This window comes from Streptomyces roseochromogenus subsp. oscitans DS 12.976 (genome assembly GCF_000497445.1).
GTDB lineage: Bacteria > Actinomycetota > Actinomycetes > Streptomycetales > Streptomycetaceae > Streptomyces > Streptomyces oscitans.
Window position 1 is genome coordinate 3,762,780 of record NZ_CM002285.1, and the last position, 18,241, is coordinate 3,781,020.

Sequence of the window (18,241 nt, forward strand, 5' to 3'; positions counted from 1 at the left end):
ATCATTCCGATGCCGGAGCAAGAAATCCTGGACAGGCTCGCCGAACTGATCCGCGAGCAGACCGAGTTCACGGGCGCGATCACCGCCGACACCGCGTTCCGGCGGGACCTCGACATGGACTCGCTGTCCACGGTCGAGCTGATCTCGGCCACCGAGCGGGTCTTCGACGTGCTCATCCCCTACGAGGAACTGGACGACTTCGGCTCGGTGGGGGAGCTGGCCGGCTACGTCGCGAAGCTCAGGACCGGATGAGCCGTCCGGTCCCCGTCTGCCTCGAGGACTTGTCCGCCGCCGCCGCCTCGCTACTGCCCGCCGATGTCTGGGGGTACGTGGCAGGCGGCGCCGGCGACGAGTCCACCGTTCATCTCAACACCGAGGCGCTGCGCGCGATACGACTGGTGCCCCGGGTACTCGCCGATGTGAGCCGGCGCAGTACGCGGGGCGAGCTGCTGCGGGACAGCTGCGCGCTGCCCGTGGCGATCGCGCCGATGGCGTACCAGAAACTGCTGCACCCCGACGGAGAGAACGCGATGGCCCGCGCGGCCAAGCGGGCCGGGGTGCCCTTCGTCCTTCCGATGCTCAGCAGCGTCGCGCTGGAGGAGGTCGCGGCCGTCGGCGGCGCCCTGTGGCTCCAGCTGTACTGGCTGCGGGACCGCGGCCAGACCCGGGAGCTGATCCAGCGGGCCGAGGCCGCGGGCGTGGGCGCCCTCATGCTCACCGCCGACATGCCGGTGATGGGACGCAGGCTGCGCGATCTCAGGTGCGGCTTCAGCCTGCCCGACCACATCCATGCCGCCAACTTCGGCGCGGAGCAGAATGCTGCGGCCCGGGAACGCCACGAGGGCAACTCGGCCATCGCCGGGCACACGGCGCTCACCTTCGATCCGTCGCTGAACTGGTCCGACGTGGAGTGGCTGCGCGCCCAGACATCGCTCCCCCTGGTCGTCAAGGGCATCCTGCACCCGCAGGACGCCACCCGCGCGGCGGAGGTCGGAGCCGACGCGGTGGTGGTGTCCAATCACGGCGGCCGGCAGCTCGACCGGTCGGTGGCCGGCACAGCCGTGCTTCCCCGGGTGCGCGACGCCGTGGGCGATCGCTGCACCGTCCTGTTCGACGGCGGCATCCGCTCGGGCAGCGACATCCTGTGCGCCCTGGCGCTCGGCGCGGACGCCGTGCTCGTGGGCCGTCCGGCACTCTGGGCACTCGCCGTCGGCGCGGAGGAGGCGGTGGCCGAAGCCCTGGAGCTGCTGCGAGCGGAACTGGACACCGCCATGGCCATCACCGGGTGCCGCACCGTCGGCGATGCCCGCGCCCTGACCGTCCTCGGCCCTCTTCCCTGTCAGTACCAGGTGAGCACCGCCGCCCCAGCCGTCATCCCGCCGCCCACCGCGGCCAGCAGCACTCGCTCACCGCGCTCGAAGGGCCGTTCCTCCTGCGCCGCCTGCAGTGTCAGCGGGATCGACGCGGCCACGGTGTTGCCCAGCCGGGGCGCCGTGAAGACGACCTTGGCCCGGTCGATCCCGGCCCGATCGGCGAATGTCTCGATCAGCCTGGTGTTGGCCTGGTGGAGGACGAACCGCCCGATGTCCTCCAGCCGCAGCCCGCACTCCTCCAGCACCTCGCCGGTGAGCTTGTCGAGCACCGAGAGCGCGTAATCGCGTACGGCACGGCCGTCCATGCGGAAGAGATGTTCCCCCGCGCTGCGCGCCCGGTCGTCCAGCGGCGTGCGCGTACCGCCCGCCTCGACGCCCACGTAGTGGTGCAGCTCGCCGTTGGCGACGAGCCGGATGGCCTGGATGCCGTACCCGTCCGGTACCTCCCCGAGCAGTACGGCGCCCGCGCCGTCGCCGAACAGGCTCACCGTACGCCGGTCCGAGCGGTCCATGATCGTGGAGAACATGTCCGCTGCGGCAAGGATCGCGTACGACCCGTGCCGACGAGTGGCGAGCATTCCCTCGGCGACCGCCAGTCCGTACAGGAAACCGCTGCACACGGCATTCACGTCGAAGGCGGCCAGTCCCTGCAGTCCCAGTTTGTGCTGGAGGATGGCTGCCGTGGCCGGCTGGGGCACGTCCGGCGTGGACGTCGCCACGATCAGCGCGGCCAGTCGCTGCCGCTGCTGGTCGTCGAGACGGTCGAGAACGTCACGCACCGCGGGTACGGCGAGGTCGGAGGTGGTGGTGCCGGGGTCCGCGTAGCGGCGTTCCAGCACCCCGGTCCGCTCCGTCACCCAGTCCGCCGGCTTCCCGGTCCACAGGCTGATCCGGTGGTTGTCGACGACCGTCGGCGGCACGTACGAGCCGACGTCCAGGATTCCTATGGGCACACATCTTCCCTTCGCATGGGGACGCGCCTGGCGCGCGGGAGCGCACAAGGGACGGCGCGGAATGAAGCGGGACAATACGGCCAGCCACAGGGCAGCACGAACCTCGGGCACGCCGCTCCGTTGCGGCGCGCCCGGGATGCGGTTCTCTCAGACGGCGTGTTCCATGCGGGACACCAGCTCCTTGCGATGTCTCACATTCAACTTCCGGTAAACCTTGGTGAGATGCTGTTCCACGGTGCTCATGGTCACGTGGAGCTCACCCGCGATCTGACGGTTGGTGTGCCCGCGTGCCGCCAGAGACGCCACCTTGAGCTCCGACACCGTCAGCCTGTCGGACTCGATGTCTCCCGGGGCGGCGGGAGCCGGGGGACGATGAGCGACGAACTGTCGTTGCAACGGAACCGCACGGCATTCGTCGGCCAGTTTGAGCGCCTGCAACGCGGCGATCTTCGCCAGGTCGTTCTTGCCCGCCGTACGGCATGCGTCGTGCAGTTGGGCCGCGACCCGGGCCAGTTCCAGGCGGTCGCCGCCCGCCCTGGACGCGTCGCCCGCCTGACGCAGGCAGGCGATCCGTTCGCTCCGGGGGACCAGCCCACTGAGAACGCGTAGCGCCGAGCCGCGGATCCGGTGGTCGCCGGGTCCGAGCAACGCGAGTTGTTCGTCGAGCAGTCGCCGCGCCTGGGCGGGATTCCCGATGGCGAGATACGCCTCGGCGGCGCCCACCCGCCACTCCCCGAGCGCGGGCAGGCGCACTCCCCAGCGTTGGGCGAGCCGTCCCGCCGACAGGAAGTCGCTCAGCGCCACGTGCGACTGACCGGCCGCGAGGTAGTACTGGCCACGCCGGTACAGGTAGCGCATGCCATAGCGGGTGTCGAGCAGGGCCTCGGGCAGGGGCGCGCTGGCCAGCGCCGCCGCCCGCGCGAGATCTCCGCTGCCGACCGCCACCGCGAGCCGGATCCCCTGCAGGACTGCCGCCATCAGACTCCAGTGCGCGACCGGCAACCGGTCCGCCGCCTCCTGCGCATACCGCTCCGCCAGCGGCAGATTGCCCTGCCGCACGGCGATCTCCGCCCGCAATACGGCGAAGATGCCCTCGCACCCGCGATGCCGGCCGGCCCCCTCCAGGAGCCGGTCGCATGCCGCGGCCGCGGCGTCCAGCCGTTCCGCGTGGCACAGCACGGTCACCGCGATCGCGGCCGCCCACGCCGACATCCCGTCGTCGAGCCAGACGATCCGCAGCACCTCCTGCGCCTGTGCGGCGCTGGTGTCCGCGCACTCACCGCGCACCAGCGCGCGCAGTGCGCTCGCCGCCCGCCGGGTCTGGTCCACGCCGAGCTGGGGCTCGACGGCGTCCGGGAGGTCCGGTGGCTCCGGCAGAGCGGGACAGGCGGTCGAGAGCCACAACCGTGCGACCCAGAGGGCCATCGCGGCATGGTCGTCCCGGCCCGCCACCCGGGTCGTCGCCTCCTCCAGGCCACGGGCGGCCTCCCGTGGATTGCCCGACCAGAACCGGTGCGCGGCGACGGCCAGGATCGTGCCGTACTCCGTCTGGGGCAGCCGCTCCAGACGGACGAGACTCCCCGCCACCGTGGCCGGCTGGGTACGCCACGCACTCCGCGCCAGCCGCAACGCGAGCCGCGTTCGATGCCCGGTGTCCGCGCTGTCCTGGTAGGCCAGTTCGAGATAGGCGTTGGCCTGCTCAGGGTCCCTCGACTCATCGGCCGCGCTCTCCAGGACCTGGGCCTGCCAGGGCTCCGCCGCCCGGCCGGAGGCGAGCAGATGCTCGGCCACCACGGAGATGGGTGAGCCCTCCCAGTAGAGCAACCGCGCGGCCGACGCGTGGAGTTGGGCCCGCTCCTGGCAGGTCTCCAGTACGGCCGACCGGATGTCGGGGTGGCGGAAGCCCAGGTCGGCCAGGACGCCCATCGCCCGCAGGGCGTCCAGATTCGCCGCCACCTCCTCCTCGCCCAGGTCCAGCAGCTTGCCCACGAGCGCGGGGCTGGCACAGTCTCCGAGCAGCGCCACGGTCTCGGCCGTCCAGCGCACCTGCGGCTGGGAACGGTACAGACAAGCGAACACCGCCTGCCGGAACAGGGTGCCCGGTGCGCTGCCGGCCGCCATGCGGTCCTGGACCAACGCGCGCAACAGGAGGGGGTTGCCACCGGTGATGACGTGGAACCCGGCGCCGAGGTCCGCGTCGTCCTCGCCGGACAGCATGCTGACGATCTGTCCGGCCCCGGCCGGCGAGATCGGCTTGAGGGTCAGCCGCCGGTACGAGGGCAACCGCAGCAACTCCGTGTGGAACAACGGAGATACGGGGTTGGGCCCCTCGCAGTTGGTCAGCACGATCATGGCCCGCAGCTCTGTGAGATACCTGGCCAGATGGAGCAGCCACTGCTGCGAGGCGCTGTCCACGAGGTGGACGTCGTCGATCAGGATGACCAGCGGCCGGTCTCCCAGGGCACGGACCAGCCCGGCCGCGAGTTGGTGGAAGAGGCCGGTGGGAACCTGGTCCACGCATTCGACACCGGGGTCACCGGCCAGCGCGGCCTGCCGGCCCTTGGCCAGCAGGTGCCCGATCTCCTCCCTGTCGTCCGCGGACAGCTCCACACCGCGGAGCAGCTGAGTGACCGTGTCGAGCGGCTCGGGCTGGCCGCTGCGGTTCCCGTACGCCGTGAGTACCGTCACCGAGGGCGACTCCGCCGCTCTCGCCGACAGGGTCTGCAGCAGCGCGGTCTTCCCGAGGCCGAGAGCTCCTCCGACGAGAGTGACGGATGACGCACCGGCCAGGCAGTCGGACAAACGCTGATACAACAGGTCGAGCTCATGGTCACGCTCGACAAGAGACATGGACCTACTCCTCCCCCGTGGATCCCCCGTGGATCGGTCGGTCGCCGGATGAGCTTCCGGCAAGTACAGCTATGACCCGAACGGCGTGTCAGCAGAAGCTGACGGCACGTCGGTGATTGTCGACACGCGTGGTGAAAGAAGCCGCGTGGAGAAAGCCCCGCCTGGTCAACGGAGCAAGATACCTATGGCATATACACAGATGGCATGTGACGTATGACCGGATACACATCGAGATCACCTGTCCGGTGATCGAGATTGGCCGTAAGTCTGCCCGGTCAGTGCCAACCGGGTTCTGGTCTTGAGAATCGGCCCTCAACAAGGTGACGCTTCAGCTCAGAAATGCACACAGGCATCACCGGCTCCTCCCGTTTCGGAAGCAACCTTATCAAGACCGCACATGCGAACGGGCCCATGCGACCGAGGTCACATGGGCCCGTTCGTGCGTCGCGTCAGACGCTCAACGAGGTCACTTGACGATCTTGGTGACCTGGCCGGCGCCCACCGTGCGGCCACCCTCACGGATGGCGAACTTCAGGCCCTCTTCCATGGCGACGGGCTGGATGAGCTCCACCTTCATCTCGGTGTTGTCACCCGGCATGACCATCTCGGTGCCCTCGGGGAGGGTCACCACGCCGGTCACGTCCGTCGTACGGAAGTAGAACTGCGGACGGTAGTTGTTGAAGAACGGCGTGTGGCGGCCACCCTCGTCCTTGGAGAGGATGTAGGCCTGCGCCTCGAACTCGGTGTGCGGGGTGACCGAGCCCGGCTTGATGATGACCTGGCCGCGCTCGACGTCCTCGCGCTTGATGCCGCGGAGCAGCAGACCGACGTTCTCACCGGCCTGGCCCTCGTCGAGCAGCTTGCGGAACATCTCGATACCGGTGACCGTGGTGGTGGTCTTCTCGGTCTTGATGCCGATGATGTCGACGGTCTCGTTGACCTTCAGGACACCACGCTCGATACGGCCGGTGACGACCGTACCGCGACCGGTGATCGTGAAGACGTCCTCGATGGGCATGAGGAACGGCTTGTCGACGTCACGCTCCGGCTCCGGGATGGCGGAGTCGACGGCGTCCATCAGGTCCAGGACGGACTTGCCCCACTCGGCGTCGCCCTCGAGCGCCTTGAGCGCCGAGACCTTGACGACCGGGACGTCGTCGCCCGGGAACTCGTACTCGGAGAGGAGCTCACGCACCTCGAGCTCGACGAGCTCCAGGATCTCCTCGTCGTCCACCATGTCGGCCTTGTTCAGGGCGACGACGATGTACGGAACGCCGACCTGGCGGGCCAGGAGCACGTGCTCCTTGGTCTGCGGCATCGGGCCGTCGGTGGCGGCGACCACGAGGATGGCGCCGTCCATCTGCGCGGCACCGGTGATCATGTTCTTGATGTAGTCCGCGTGACCCGGGCAGTCGACGTGGGCGTAGTGACGCGCCTCGGTCTGGTACTCGACGTGCGCGATGGAGATGGTGATACCGCGCTGGCGCTCCTCAGGAGCCTTGTCGATCTGGTCGAAGGCCGAGGCCTCGTTCAGGTCCGGGTACTTGTCGTGCAGCACCTTGGTAATGGCGGCCGTGAGGGTCGTCTTACCGTGGTCAATGTGACCGATGGTGCCGATGTTGACGTGGGGCTTAGTCCGCTCGAACTTCGCCTTCGCCACGGGGTCCTCCTGTGGAGTGGTTCTGAACGCCTTGCTTCATCGGCGCCAGGTGATCTTTGCTGGAAAGCCCGGGGCCGGGGGCAATCCCCCACGAATGCGGGTGAATGCCCCTGGCGGCTCCGGAGTCAAGCCTAAAGCGTGTGAACGCGGTGCGTTACTCGCCCTTGGCCTTCGCGATGATCTCCTCGGCGACGTTCCGCGGAACCTCGGCGTAGGAGTCGAACTGCATCGAGTAGCTTGCGCGACCCGACGTCTTGCTGCGGAGGTCGCCGACGTAGCCGAACATCTCCGACAGGGGCACGAGGCCCTTAACGACGCGGGCACCAGCCCGCTCCTCCATGGCCTGGATCTGGCCACGGCGGGAGTTGATGTCGCCGATGACCTCACCCATGTAGTCCTCGGGCGTGGTGACCTCGACGGCCATCATCGGCTCAAGGAGCACGGGCGAAGCCTTGCGCGCGGCCTCCTTGAAGGCCTGCGAACCGGCGATCTTGAAGGCCAGCTCGGAGGAGTCGACCTCGTGGTAGGCACCGTCGTGCAGGATCACGCGGACGCCGGTCATCTCGTAACCGGCGAGGATGCCGAACTGCATGGCCTCCTGCGCACCGGCGTCGACCGAAGGGATGTACTCCTTCGGGATACGACCACCGGTCACCTTGTTCACGAACTCGTACGAGGTGTCGCCACCCTCGAGCGGCTCGATGCCGATCTGCACCTTCGCGAACTGACCGGTACCACCGGTCTGCTTCTTGTGGGTGTAGTCGACGCGCTCGACGGCCTTGCGGATCGTCTCGCGGTAGGCCACCTGCGGCTTGCCGACGTTGGCCTCGACCTTGAACTCACGGCGCATACGGTCGACCAGCACCTCGAGGTGCAGCTCGCCCATACCACCGATGATGGTCTGGCCGGTCTCCTCGTCCGAGTGGACCTGGAAGGACGGGTCCTCCTCGGCCAGGCGCTGGATCGCGACGCCCAGCTTCTCCTGGTCGCCCTTCGACTTGGGCTCGATGGCGACCTGGATGACCGGCGCCGGGAAGTCCATGGACTCCAGGATGACCGGGTTCTTGTCGTCGGACAGCGTCTCACCGGTGGTGGTCTGCTTCAGGCCCATGACGGCGACGATGTCGCCGGCGCCCACCGACTCGATCTCCTCACGCTTGTTGGCGTGCATACGGTAGATCTTGCCGATGCGCTCCTTCTTGCCCTTGACGGAGTTCAGCACCGAAGAGCCGGACTCCAGGCGGCCCGAGTAAACCCGGACGAAGGTGAGCTTGCCGAGGTGCGGGTCGCTCATGATCTTGAACGCCAGCGCCGAGAGGGGCTCCTCGTCGGACGGCTTGCGCTTGACGACGACCTCGGGGTCCTTGACGTCGTGGCCCTCGATGGCCTCGATGTCAACCGGGGACGGCAGGTAGCGCACAACCGCGTCGAGCAGGGGCTGGACGCCCTTGTTCTTGAACGCGGTGCCACAGAACACCGGGGTCACGGTGGTGCCGGTGCCCTTGCCGGACGCGATGGTGATACGACGGATCGCGGCGTACAGCTGCTCCACGGTGGGCTCCACGCCCTCCAGGTACAGCTCCATGATCTCTTCGTCGTTCTCGGCCACGGCCTCGAGCAGCTTGCCGCGGTACTCCTCGGCAGCCTCGGTGTGCGTGTCCGGGATGTCGACGACGTCGTACATCTCGCCCTTGGTGGCCTCGGCGGACCAGACCAGGGCCTTCATCGTCACGAGGTCGACGACGCCCTTGAAGTCGGCCTCGGCGCCGATCGGCAGCTGCATCACGATCGGCTGAGCGCCCAGGCGGTCAGTGATCATGTCGACACAGCGGTGGAACTCGGCACCGGTCCGGTCGAGCTTGTTGACGAAGCAGATACGCGGAACGCCGTAGCGGTCCGCCTGACGCCACACCGTCTCGGACTGCGGCTCGACGCCGGCGACGCCGTCGAACACCGTCACGGCACCGTCGAGCACGCGCAGGGAGCGCTCCACCTCGACGGTGAAGTCGACGTGGCCCGGGGTGTCGATGATGTTGATGGTGTGGTCGACGTCTTCCAGCGGCCAGTGACAGGTGGTGGCAGCAGAGGTGATCGTGATGCCACGCTCCTGCTCCTGCTCCATCCAGTCCATGGTGGCAGCGCCGTCGTGGACCTCACCGATCTTGTAGGACACGCCGGTGTAGAACAGGATCCGCTCGGTGGTGGTCGTCTTGCCCGCGTCGATGTGGGCCATGATCCCGATATTGCGGACCTTGGCCAGGTCAAGTGAAGTGGTAGCCATAAGGCTTCAGTCTTCTCTCGGTCTCGATGTGGGTAGCGACTACCAGCGGTAGTGCGCGAAGGCCTTGTTGGACTCGGCCATCTTGTGGGTGTCCTCGCGCTTCTTCACGGCCGCACCGAGGCCGTTGGAGGCGTCGAGAAGCTCGTTGAGGAGACGCTCGGTCATGGTCTTCTCGCGACGGGCGCGGGAGTAACCGACCAGCCAGCGCAGCGCCAGGGTGTTGGCACGGCCGGGCTTGACCTCGACCGGGACCTGGTAGGTGGCGCCACCGACACGGCGGGACTTGACCTCGAGGGTCGGCTTGATGTTCTCGAGAGCGCGCTTCAGCGTGATGACCGGGTCGTTGCCGGTCTTCTCGCGCAGGCCCTCCATGGCGCCGTAGACGATGCGCTCGGCGGTGGAGCGCTTGCCGTTCAGCAGCACCTTGTTGATGAGCGACGTGACCAGAGGAGAACCGTAGACCGGGTCGATGATGACCGGGCGCTTCGGGGCGGGGCCCTTACGAGGCATTCTTACTTCTCCTTCTTGGCGCCGTAGCGGGAACGGGCCTGCTTGCGGTTCTTGACACCCTGGGTGTCGAGGGAGCCACGGATGATCTTGTAGCGAACACCCGGCAGGTCCTTCACACGGCCGCCGCGCACGAGCACGATGGAGTGCTCCTGCAGGTTGTGTCCCTCACCCGGAATGTAAGCGGTGACCTCGATCCCGCTGGTCAGACGCACACGCGCGACCTTACGCAGGGCCGAGTTCGGCTTCTTCGGGGTGGTCGTGAACACACGCGTGCAGACGCCACGACGCTGAGGGGAACCCTCGAGTGCGGGCGTCTTGTTCTTCTCGACCTTGTCCTGCCGGCCCTTACGGACCAGCTGCTGGATCGTAGGCACTACTTCTCCGGTTTCTGTGTGCCGATGGGTACAGCTAACCTGGAACGTCGCCGACCCACGCGGTCGGGTGTGTCGAATCCCGCAGACCTTCGCCGCAAGGCGAAAAGGGCGCAGATTACGGTGGCCGAACGCGGCTCGCAATGCGGTTTGAAGGCACGCACGAGAGCCAGGGCACACCCCAGGCACAAGGTCTGAGCGTACCTACCTCATTCGCTGTGGTCAAAACAAATGGAGCCCGGCGGCCTGGGCCTGCGCCCCATGTCAAGCCGCTGTACGCTACGTGATCTTCGAATCGACGATTCCAGGCCCGCCGGCCCTCCGCGAAACCGCCGCAAAGGCTCCAGGAACGCCTGTGAGCGCACCACGCCGAAGGGCGGCCACCCCCTTGGGGTGACCGCCCTTCAGTGCGTCAGACGCACGCCTTACTGGTTGTACGGACCGTAGTCGTAGTCCTCCAGCGGAACGGCCTGGCCGGAGCCGGTGCCGAACGGCGAGTAGTCGATGTCGTCGTAGCCGACGGCCGAGTACATCGCGGCCTTGGCCTCCTCGGTCGGCTCGACCCGGATGTTGCGGTAGCGGGACAGGCCCGTACCGGCCGGGATGAGCTTACCGATGATGACGTTCTCCTTGAGGCCGATGAGGCTGTCGGACTTGGCGTTGATCGCCGCGTCCGTCAGGACTCGGGTCGTCTCCTGGAAGGAGGCGGCCGACAGCCAGGACTCCGTCGCCAGCGAGGCCTTGGTGATACCCATCAGCTGCGGACGACCGGAGGCCGGGTGACCGCCCTCCTGGACCACACGACGGTTCTCGGTCTCGAACTTCGAGCGCTCGACCAGCTCGCCGGGCAGCAGCTCGGCGTCGCCGGACTCGATGATCGTCACGCGGCGGAGCATCTGCCGGATGATGATCTCGATGTGCTTGTCGTGGATCGACACACCCTGCGAGTTGTAGACCTTCTGGACCTCGCCGACCAGGTGGACCTGGACGGCACGCTGGCCCAGGATGCGCAGCACATCGTGCGGGTTCGTGGCACCCACGGTGAGCTGCTGGCCCACCTCGACGTGCTCGCCCTCGCTGACCAGGACCTTGGCACGCTTGGAGATCGGGTACGCCGTCTCGTCGCTGCCGTCGTCCGGGGTGACGACGATCTTCTTGGTCTTCTCGGTCTCCTCGATGCGGACGCGGCCGCTCGCCTCGGAGATCGGGGCGACACCCTTCGGGGTACGGGCCTCGAAGAGCTCGACGACACGCGGCAGACCCTGCGTGATGTCGTCACCGGCCACACCACCGGTGTGGAAGGTACGCATCGTCAGCTGGGTACCGGGCTCACCGATGGACTGGGCGGCGATGATGCCGACCGCCTCACCGATGTCGACCAGCTTGCCGGTCGCGAGAGAACGGCCGTAGCACATCGCGCAGGTGCCGACGGCGGACTCACAGGTCAGGACCGAGCGGGTCTTGACCTCCGCGACACCGTGCTTGACCAGCTCGTCGATGAGCACGTCGCCCAGGTCGGTACCGGCCGGGGCCAGCACCCTGCCGTCGACCACGATGTCCTCGGCGAGGCAGCGCGCGTACACGGACGTCTCGACGTTGTCCGCCTTGCGCAGCACGCCGTCCGCGTCGCGCTCCGCGATGTGGAGCTTGAGGCCACGCTCGGTGCCGCAGTCCTCCTCGCGGATGATGACGTCCTGCGAGACGTCCACCAGACGACGGGTGAGGTAACCCGAGTCGGCGGTACGCAGGGCGGTGTCCGCCAGACCCTTACGGGCACCGTGGGTGGCGATGAAGTACTCCAGCACCGTGAGGCCGTCCCGGTACGACGCCTTGATGGGCCGCGGGATGGTCTCGTTCTTGGCGTTGGACACCAGACCACGCATACCGGCGATCTGACGCAGCTGCATCATGTTTCCTCGCGCGCCGGACTCGATCATGATGTAGATCGAGTTGGTACGCGGGAAGTTCGCCTGCATCGCCTCGGCCACCTCGCCGGAGGCCTTGTTCCAGATGACGATCAGTTCCTGCGTGCGCTCGTCCTTGGTGACGAGACCACGCTCGAACTGCTTCTGGATCTTGAGGGCCTGCTCCTCGTAGTGCTCGAGGATCTGCGGCTTCTCCGGCGGGCCGACGATGTCGGAGAACGCGACGGTGACGCCGGAACGGGTGGCCCAGTAGAAGCCGGCCGCCTTCAGGTTGTCGAGCGTCGCCGCCACGATGACCTTCGGGTAGCGCTCGGCGAGGTCGTTGACGATCTCGGAGAGCTGCTTCTTGCCGACCTGGTAGTCGACGAACGGGTAGTCCTCGGGCAGCAGCTCGTTGAAGAGCGCACGGCCCAGGGTGGTCTTCAGGGTGAAGCTGTCGCCCTGCTGCCACTCCGGCTCGCCCTCCTCGCGGGCCGGCGGGGTCCAGCCGCGCGGCGGGATGGTGCCCACCGGGAAGCGGATGTCGACGTGCGACTGGATCGACAGCTCGCCCGCGTCGAACGCCATGATCGCCTCAGCGACCGAGGAGAAGGCCCGGCCTTCGCCCTTGACCACGCGGGCGTCGGAGTCCGTGGTGAGGAAGTACAGGCCCAGCACCATGTCCTGGGTCGGCATCGTCACCGGACGGCCGTCAGCCGGCTTGAGGATGTTGTTCGAGGACAGCATCAGGATGCGGGCCTCGGCCTGCGCCTCCGCGGACAGCGGCAGGTGCACGGCCATCTGGTCACCGTCGAAGTCCGCGTTGAACGCGGTGCAGACGAGCGGGTGGATCTGGATGGCCTTGCCCTCGACCAGCTGCGGCTCGAAGGCCTGGATGCCGAGGCGGTGCAGGGTGGGAGCACGGTTCAGCAGCACCGGGTGCTCGGCGATGACCTCTTCGAGGACGTCGTACACGACGGTGCGGCCGCGCTCCACCATGCGCTTGGCGGACTTGATGTTCTGCGCGTGGTTCAGATCGACCAGGCGCTTCATCACGAACGGCTTGAACAGCTCCAGCGCCATGGCCTTCGGCAGACCGCACTGGTGCAGCTTCAGCTGCGGGCCGACGACGATGACGGAACGCGCCGAGTAGTCGACTCGCTTACCGAGCAGGTTCTGACGGAAGCGACCCTGCTTGCCCTTGAGCATGTCGGACAGCGACTTCAGCGGACGGTTGCCGGGGCCCGTGACCGGGCGACCACGACGGCCGTTGTCGAAGAGCGCGTCGACGGCCTCCTGGAGCATGCGCTTCTCGTTGTTCACGATGATCTCGGGCGCACCGAGGTCGAGAAGGCGCTTCAGGCGGTTGTTGCGGTTGATGACACGGCGGTACAGGTCGTTCAGGTCGGAGGTCGCGAAGCGGCCACCGTCCAGCTGCACCATCGGACGCAGGTCCGGCGGGATGACCGGGACGCAGTCCAGGACCATGCCCTTGGGGCTGTTGGACGTCTGCAGGAACGCGGAGACGACCTTCAGGCGCTTGAGGGCACGGGTCTTCTTCTGGCCCTTGCCGGTGCGGATGATCTCGCGGAGCCGCTCGGCCTCCTCCTCCAGGTCGAAGGACTCCAGGCGCTTCTGCAGCGCCGCGGCACCCATCGAGCCGTCGAAGTACGTGCCGAAGCGGTCACGCAGCTCGCGGTAGAGCAGCTCGTCGCCCTCCAGGTCCTGGACCTTGAGGTTCTTGAACCGGTTCCACACCTCGTCGAGGCGGTCGATCTCGCGCTGCGCGCGGTCGCGCAGCTGCTTCATCTCGCGCTCGGCACCCTCGCGCACCTTGCGGCGCACATCGGCCTTGGCACCCTCGGCCTCCAGCTCGGCCAGGTCGGCCTCGAGCTTCTTGGCGCGGGCCTCCAGGTCGGCGTCGCGGCGGTTCTCGATCTGCTGGCGCTCGACCGAGACATGCGCCTCCAGGGAGGGCAGGTCGCGGGTACGGCGCTCCTCGTCGACGTACGTGATCATGTACGCCGCGAAGTAGATGACCTTCTCCAGGTCCTTCGGGGCCAGGTCGAGCAGGTAGCCCAGGCGCGACGGGACGCCCTTGAAGTACCAGATGTGCGTGACGGGCGCGGCCAGCTCGATGTGGCCCATCCGCTCACGGCGCACCTTGGCGCGCGTGACCTCGACGCCACAGCGCTCGCAGATGATGCCCTTGAAGCGGACGCGCTTGTACTTGCCGCAGTAGCACTCCCAGTCCCGGGTCGGACCGAAGATCTTCTCGCAGAAGAGTCCGTCCTTTTCGGGCTTCAGGGTGCGGTAGTTGATCGTCTCGGGCTTCTTGACCTCGCCGTGGCTCCACTGCCGAATGTCGTCAGCGGTGGCCAGGCCGATCCGGAGCTCGTCGAAGAAGTTGACGTCGAGCACTATGCGTCAATCCCTCTCAGGGTCGTAAGTCTGTGGTCTGAAACGGGGGCCTGGGGGTCGGCGGGCCTCCTGGTCAGGAGGCCCGCCCGACTCCCGTCAGACCTCTTCGACGCTGCTCGGCTCGCGCCGGGACAGGTCGATGCCGAGCTCCTCCGCAGCGCGGAAGACGTCCTCGTCGGTGTCACGCATCTCGATGGACATACCGTCGCTGGACAGCACCTCCACGTTCAGGCAGAGCGACTGCATCTCCTTGATGAGCACCTTGAAGGACTCGGGGATGCCGGGCTCGGGGATGTTCTCGCCCTTGACGATCGCCTCGTAGACCTTCACGCGGCCGGTGACGTCGTCGGACTTGATGGTCAGCAGCTCCTGGAGGGCGTACGCGGCGCCGTAGGCCTCGAGGGCCCACACCTCCATCTCACCGAAGCGCTGGCCACCGAACTGCGCCTTACCACCCAGCGGCTGCTGGGTGATCATCGAGTACGGACCGGTCGAGCGGGCGTGCAGCTTGTCGTCGACCAGGTGGTGCAGCTTCAGGATGTACATGTAGCCGACCGAGATCGGGTCGGGGAACGGCTCACCGCTACGACCGTCGAACAACCGGGCCTTGCCGGACGGCAGGACCATACGGTCGCCGTCGCGGTTCGGCAGGGTGTTGGCCAGCAGGCCGGTGACCTCGTCCTCGCGGGCACCGTCGAAGACCGGGGTGGCGACGTTGGTGCGCGGGGCGACCTGGTCGGCACCGATGGTCTGCAGGCGCTGCGCCCACTCGTCGGCGAGGCCGGAGACGTCCCAGCCCTGGCTGGCGAGCCAGCCGAGGTGGATCTCCAGGACCTGTCCCGGGTTCATTCGGGACGGTACGCCGAGCGGGTTGAGGATGATGTCGACCGGGGTGCCGTCCTCCAGGAACGGCATGTCCTCGATCGGCAGGATCTTCGAGATGACACCCTTGTTGCCGTGACGGCCGGCGAGCTTGTCACCGTCGGTGATCTTGCGCTTCTGCGCGACGTAGACGCGGACCAGCTGGTTCACGCCCGGCGGCAGCTCGTCGCCCTCCTCGCGGTCGAAGACGCGCACGCCGATGACCTTGCCGGTCTCGCCGTGCGGCACCTTCAGCGAGGTGTCACGGACCTCACGGGCCTTCTCACCGAAGATCGCGCGCAGCAGGCGCTCCTCGGGGGTCAGCTCGGTCTCGCCCTTCGGGGTGACCTTGCCGACGAGGATGTCGCCGGCGATGACCTCGGCACCGATGCGGATGATGCCGCGCTCGTCGAGGTCGGCGAGGACCTCCTCCGAGACGTTCGGGATGTCCCGGGTGATCTCCTCCGGGCCGAGCTTGGTGTCACGGGCGTCGACCTCGTGCTCCTCGATGTGGATCGAGGAGAGGACGTCGTCCTGCACGAGGCGCTGCGACAGGATGATCGCGTCCTCGTAGTTGTGACCCTCCCACGGCATGAACGCCACGAGCAGGTTCTTGCCGAGGGCCATCTCGCCGTTCTCGGTGGCCGGGCCGTCGGCGAGGACCTGGCCCTCGACCACGCGGTCGCCCTCGTTGACGACGACCTTCTGGTTGACCGAGGTGCCCTGGTTGGACCGGGAGAACTTGGCCAGACGGTACGTGATGTACGTGCCGTCGTCGTTGGCGGTGGTGATGTAGTCCGCGGAGACCTCCTGGACCACACCGTCCTTCTCGGCCTTGACCACGTCGCCGGCGTCGACCGCGGAGCGGTACTCCATGCCGGTGCCGACGAGCGGGGCCTCGGACTTGATCAGCGGCACGGCCTGGCGCATCATGTTCGCGCCCATGAGGGCACGGTTGGCGTCGTCGTGCTCCAGGAACGGGATCATCGCGGTCGCGACCGACACCATCTGGCGCGGCGACACGTCCATGTAGTCGACCTCGTCACCCGAGACATAGTCGACCTCGCCGCCACGGCGGCGCACCAGGACGCGGTCGGCGAACCGCAGATCCTCGGTGAGCGGCGCGTTGGCCTGCGCGATGACGAAGCGGTCTTCCTCGTCGGCGGTCAGGTAGTCGACCTCGTCGGTGACCTGGCCGTCGACCACCTTGCGGTACGGGGTCTCGACGAAACCGAACGCGTTGACCCGGCCGTAGGAGGCGAGCGAGCCGATCAGACCGATGTTCGGGCCTTCCGGCGTCTCGATCGGGCACATGCGGCCGTAGTGCGAGGGGTGCACGTCACGGACCTCGAAGCCGGCCCGCTCACGGGAGAGACCACCCGGGCCGAGGGCGTTCAGACGACGCTTGTGCGTCAGCCCCGACAGCGGGTTGTTCTGGTCCATGAACTGGGACAGCTGCGACGTACCGAAGAACTCCTTGATCGACGCCACGACCGGGCGGATGTTGATCAGGGTCTGCGGCGTGATCGCCTCGACGTCCTGCGTGGTCATGCGCTCGCGCACGACACGCTCCATACGGGCGAGACCCGTACGGACCTGATTCTGGATCAGCTCGCCGACGCTGCGGATACGGCGGTTGCCGAAGTGGTCGATGTCGTCGGTCTCGACCATGATCGTGCGACCGGACTCGACGACCGTCTCGGTCTCACCGGCGTGCAGCTTCACCAGGTACTTGATGGTGGCGATGACGTCGTCGGTGGTGAGGACGCCGGCGTCCAGCGGCTCGTCCGCGCCGAGCTTCTTGTTCACCTTGTAGCGGCCGACCTTGGCGAGGTCGTAGCGCTTCGGGTTGAAGTAGAGGTTCTCCAGCAGCGTCTGCGCGGCCTCACGCGTGGGGGGCTCGCCCGGACGCAGCTTGCGGTAGATGTCGAGCAGCGCGTCGTCCTGGCCCTGGGTGTGGTCCTTCTCCAGGGTGGCGCGCATGGACTCGTACTCGCCGAACTCCTCGAGGATCTGCTCGGTCGTCCAGCCGAGCGCCTTCAGCAGCACGGTGACCGACTGCTTGCGCTTGCGGTCGATACGCACACCGACCATGTCGCGCTTGTCGATCTCCATCTCCAGCCAGGCACCCCGGGACGGGATGATCTTGGCGGAGAAGATGTCCTTGTCGGACGTCTTGTCGATGGTGGAGTCGAAGTAGACACCGGGGGAGCGAACCAGCTGGGACACCACGACACGCTCGGTGCCGTTGATGACGAAGGTGCCCTTGTTCGTCATGAGCGGGAAGTCGCCCATGAAGACGGTCTGGGACTTGATCTCACCGGTCTCGTTGTTGGTGAACTCGGCAGTGACGAAGAGCGGGGCGGCGTACGTGAAGTCGCGCTCCTTGCACTCGTCGATGGAGTTCTTCGGCGGCTCGAAGCGGTGGTCCCGGAACGTCAGGGACATCGACCCGGAGAAGTCCTCGATCGGGGAGATCTCCTCGAAGATCTCCTCCAGACCGGACTTGGTGGGGACGTCCTGACCGTTCTCCAGAGCCTCCTCGACCCGACTCTGCCAGGCGGTGTTGCCGAGCAGCCAGTCGAAGCTCTCGGTCTGCAGCGCGAGCAGGTTCGGAACCTCGAGAGGCTCCTTGATCTTTGCAAAGGAGATGCGCAGCGGGGCGGTGCTGGCGCCGTTGTTCGTATTCGCGGTCGAGGCATTGCGCGAGGCGGCCAAGAGGGGGTCCTTCCGAGGGCTCGGACTCACTACGCGCGTGCCGGCCCCTCCCCCGTACACAGGGACAGAAACCCCAGGTCAAGGGGCTTTTGTCATCCGTGCTTGAGTGAGGGCAGACCCCTGGTGACGGGCAGGGGACAGCTAACAGGCAGCGCAAAGGGTCAGTGTAGCCACTTGGCACACTGATGTCCAGTGCGGGTTTGTCGAGACCCTCGCTGTGCTCACCGCTCTTGTCAACGCCCTCGGCATGCCTGCCCTCAACGCACGTTGATACTGCCCTCTTCGCCGTCGATCCATGCCTCGGATTCGGATCCTTGTGACGACGCGTCCTGAGAATTG

Annotated in this window: 9 protein-coding genes and 1 pseudogene; 2 read left to right on the top strand and 8 right to left on the bottom strand. The window is 67.2% G+C overall.

Translation table 11 applies throughout. The annotated features are described in order from the left end of the window. Positions 1-9 precede the first annotated feature (9 nt). A complete protein-coding gene (locus tag M878_RS65930) occupies positions 10-252 on the top strand; it encodes an acyl carrier protein (protein WP_023547404.1) in 243 nt (80 codons plus the stop codon). Next, positions 249-1,295: pseudogene (locus tag M878_RS48000) on the top strand (alpha-hydroxy acid oxidase); the annotation flags it as partial. The gene M878_RS65930 and the pseudogene M878_RS48000, both read left to right, overlap by 4 nt. A 44-nt stretch (positions 1,296-1,339) precedes the next feature. Here the strand turns inward: M878_RS48000 and M878_RS94325 are convergent. From M878_RS94325 to rpoB, 8 genes are all read right to left on the bottom strand, one after another. After that, entirely contained in the window at positions 1,340-2,326 is a 987-nt protein-coding gene (locus M878_RS94325) for a 3-oxoacyl-ACP synthase III family protein (protein ID WP_078630303.1), read from the bottom strand. A 147-nt stretch (positions 2,327-2,473) separates the two neighbouring features. After that, positions 2,474-5,176, bottom strand: a complete 2,703-nt coding sequence (locus tag M878_RS65935; RefSeq protein WP_023547406.1) for a helix-turn-helix transcriptional regulator — start codon at positions 5,174-5,176, stop codon at positions 2,474-2,476. Between the two features lie 466 nt (positions 5,177-5,642). Further along, complete coding sequence (gene tuf / locus M878_RS65940; protein ID WP_023547407.1) at positions 5,643-6,836, bottom strand: elongation factor Tu; 1,194 nt, start codon at positions 6,834-6,836, stop codon at positions 5,643-5,645. A 154-nt stretch (positions 6,837-6,990) separates the two neighbouring features. Next, positions 6,991-9,117 (bottom strand): elongation factor G, encoded by a 2,127-nt coding sequence (fusA, locus tag M878_RS65945; RefSeq protein WP_023547408.1) that lies wholly within the window; start codon positions 9,115-9,117, stop codon positions 6,991-6,993. Positions 9,118-9,156: 39 nt separating this feature from the next. After that, positions 9,157-9,627, bottom strand: coding sequence for a 30S ribosomal protein S7 (rpsG, locus tag M878_RS65950; RefSeq protein ID WP_003998848.1), 471 nt, complete (start codon positions 9,625-9,627; stop codon positions 9,157-9,159). A gap of 2 nt (positions 9,628-9,629) precedes the next feature. Beyond that, positions 9,630-10,001, bottom strand: a complete 372-nt coding sequence (gene rpsL / locus M878_RS65955; protein ID WP_003948652.1) for a 30S ribosomal protein S12 — start codon at positions 9,999-10,001, stop codon at positions 9,630-9,632. Positions 10,002-10,423: 422 nt separating this feature from the next. Beyond that, entirely contained in the window at positions 10,424-14,323 is a 3,900-nt protein-coding gene (locus M878_RS65960) for a DNA-directed RNA polymerase subunit beta' (RefSeq protein ID WP_023547409.1), read from the bottom strand. A gap of 96 nt (positions 14,324-14,419) precedes the next feature. Continuing rightward, entirely contained in the window at positions 14,420-17,902 is a 3,483-nt protein-coding gene (gene rpoB, locus M878_RS65965; RefSeq protein WP_023547410.1) for a DNA-directed RNA polymerase subunit beta, read from the bottom strand. Positions 17,903-18,241 lie beyond the last annotated feature (339 nt).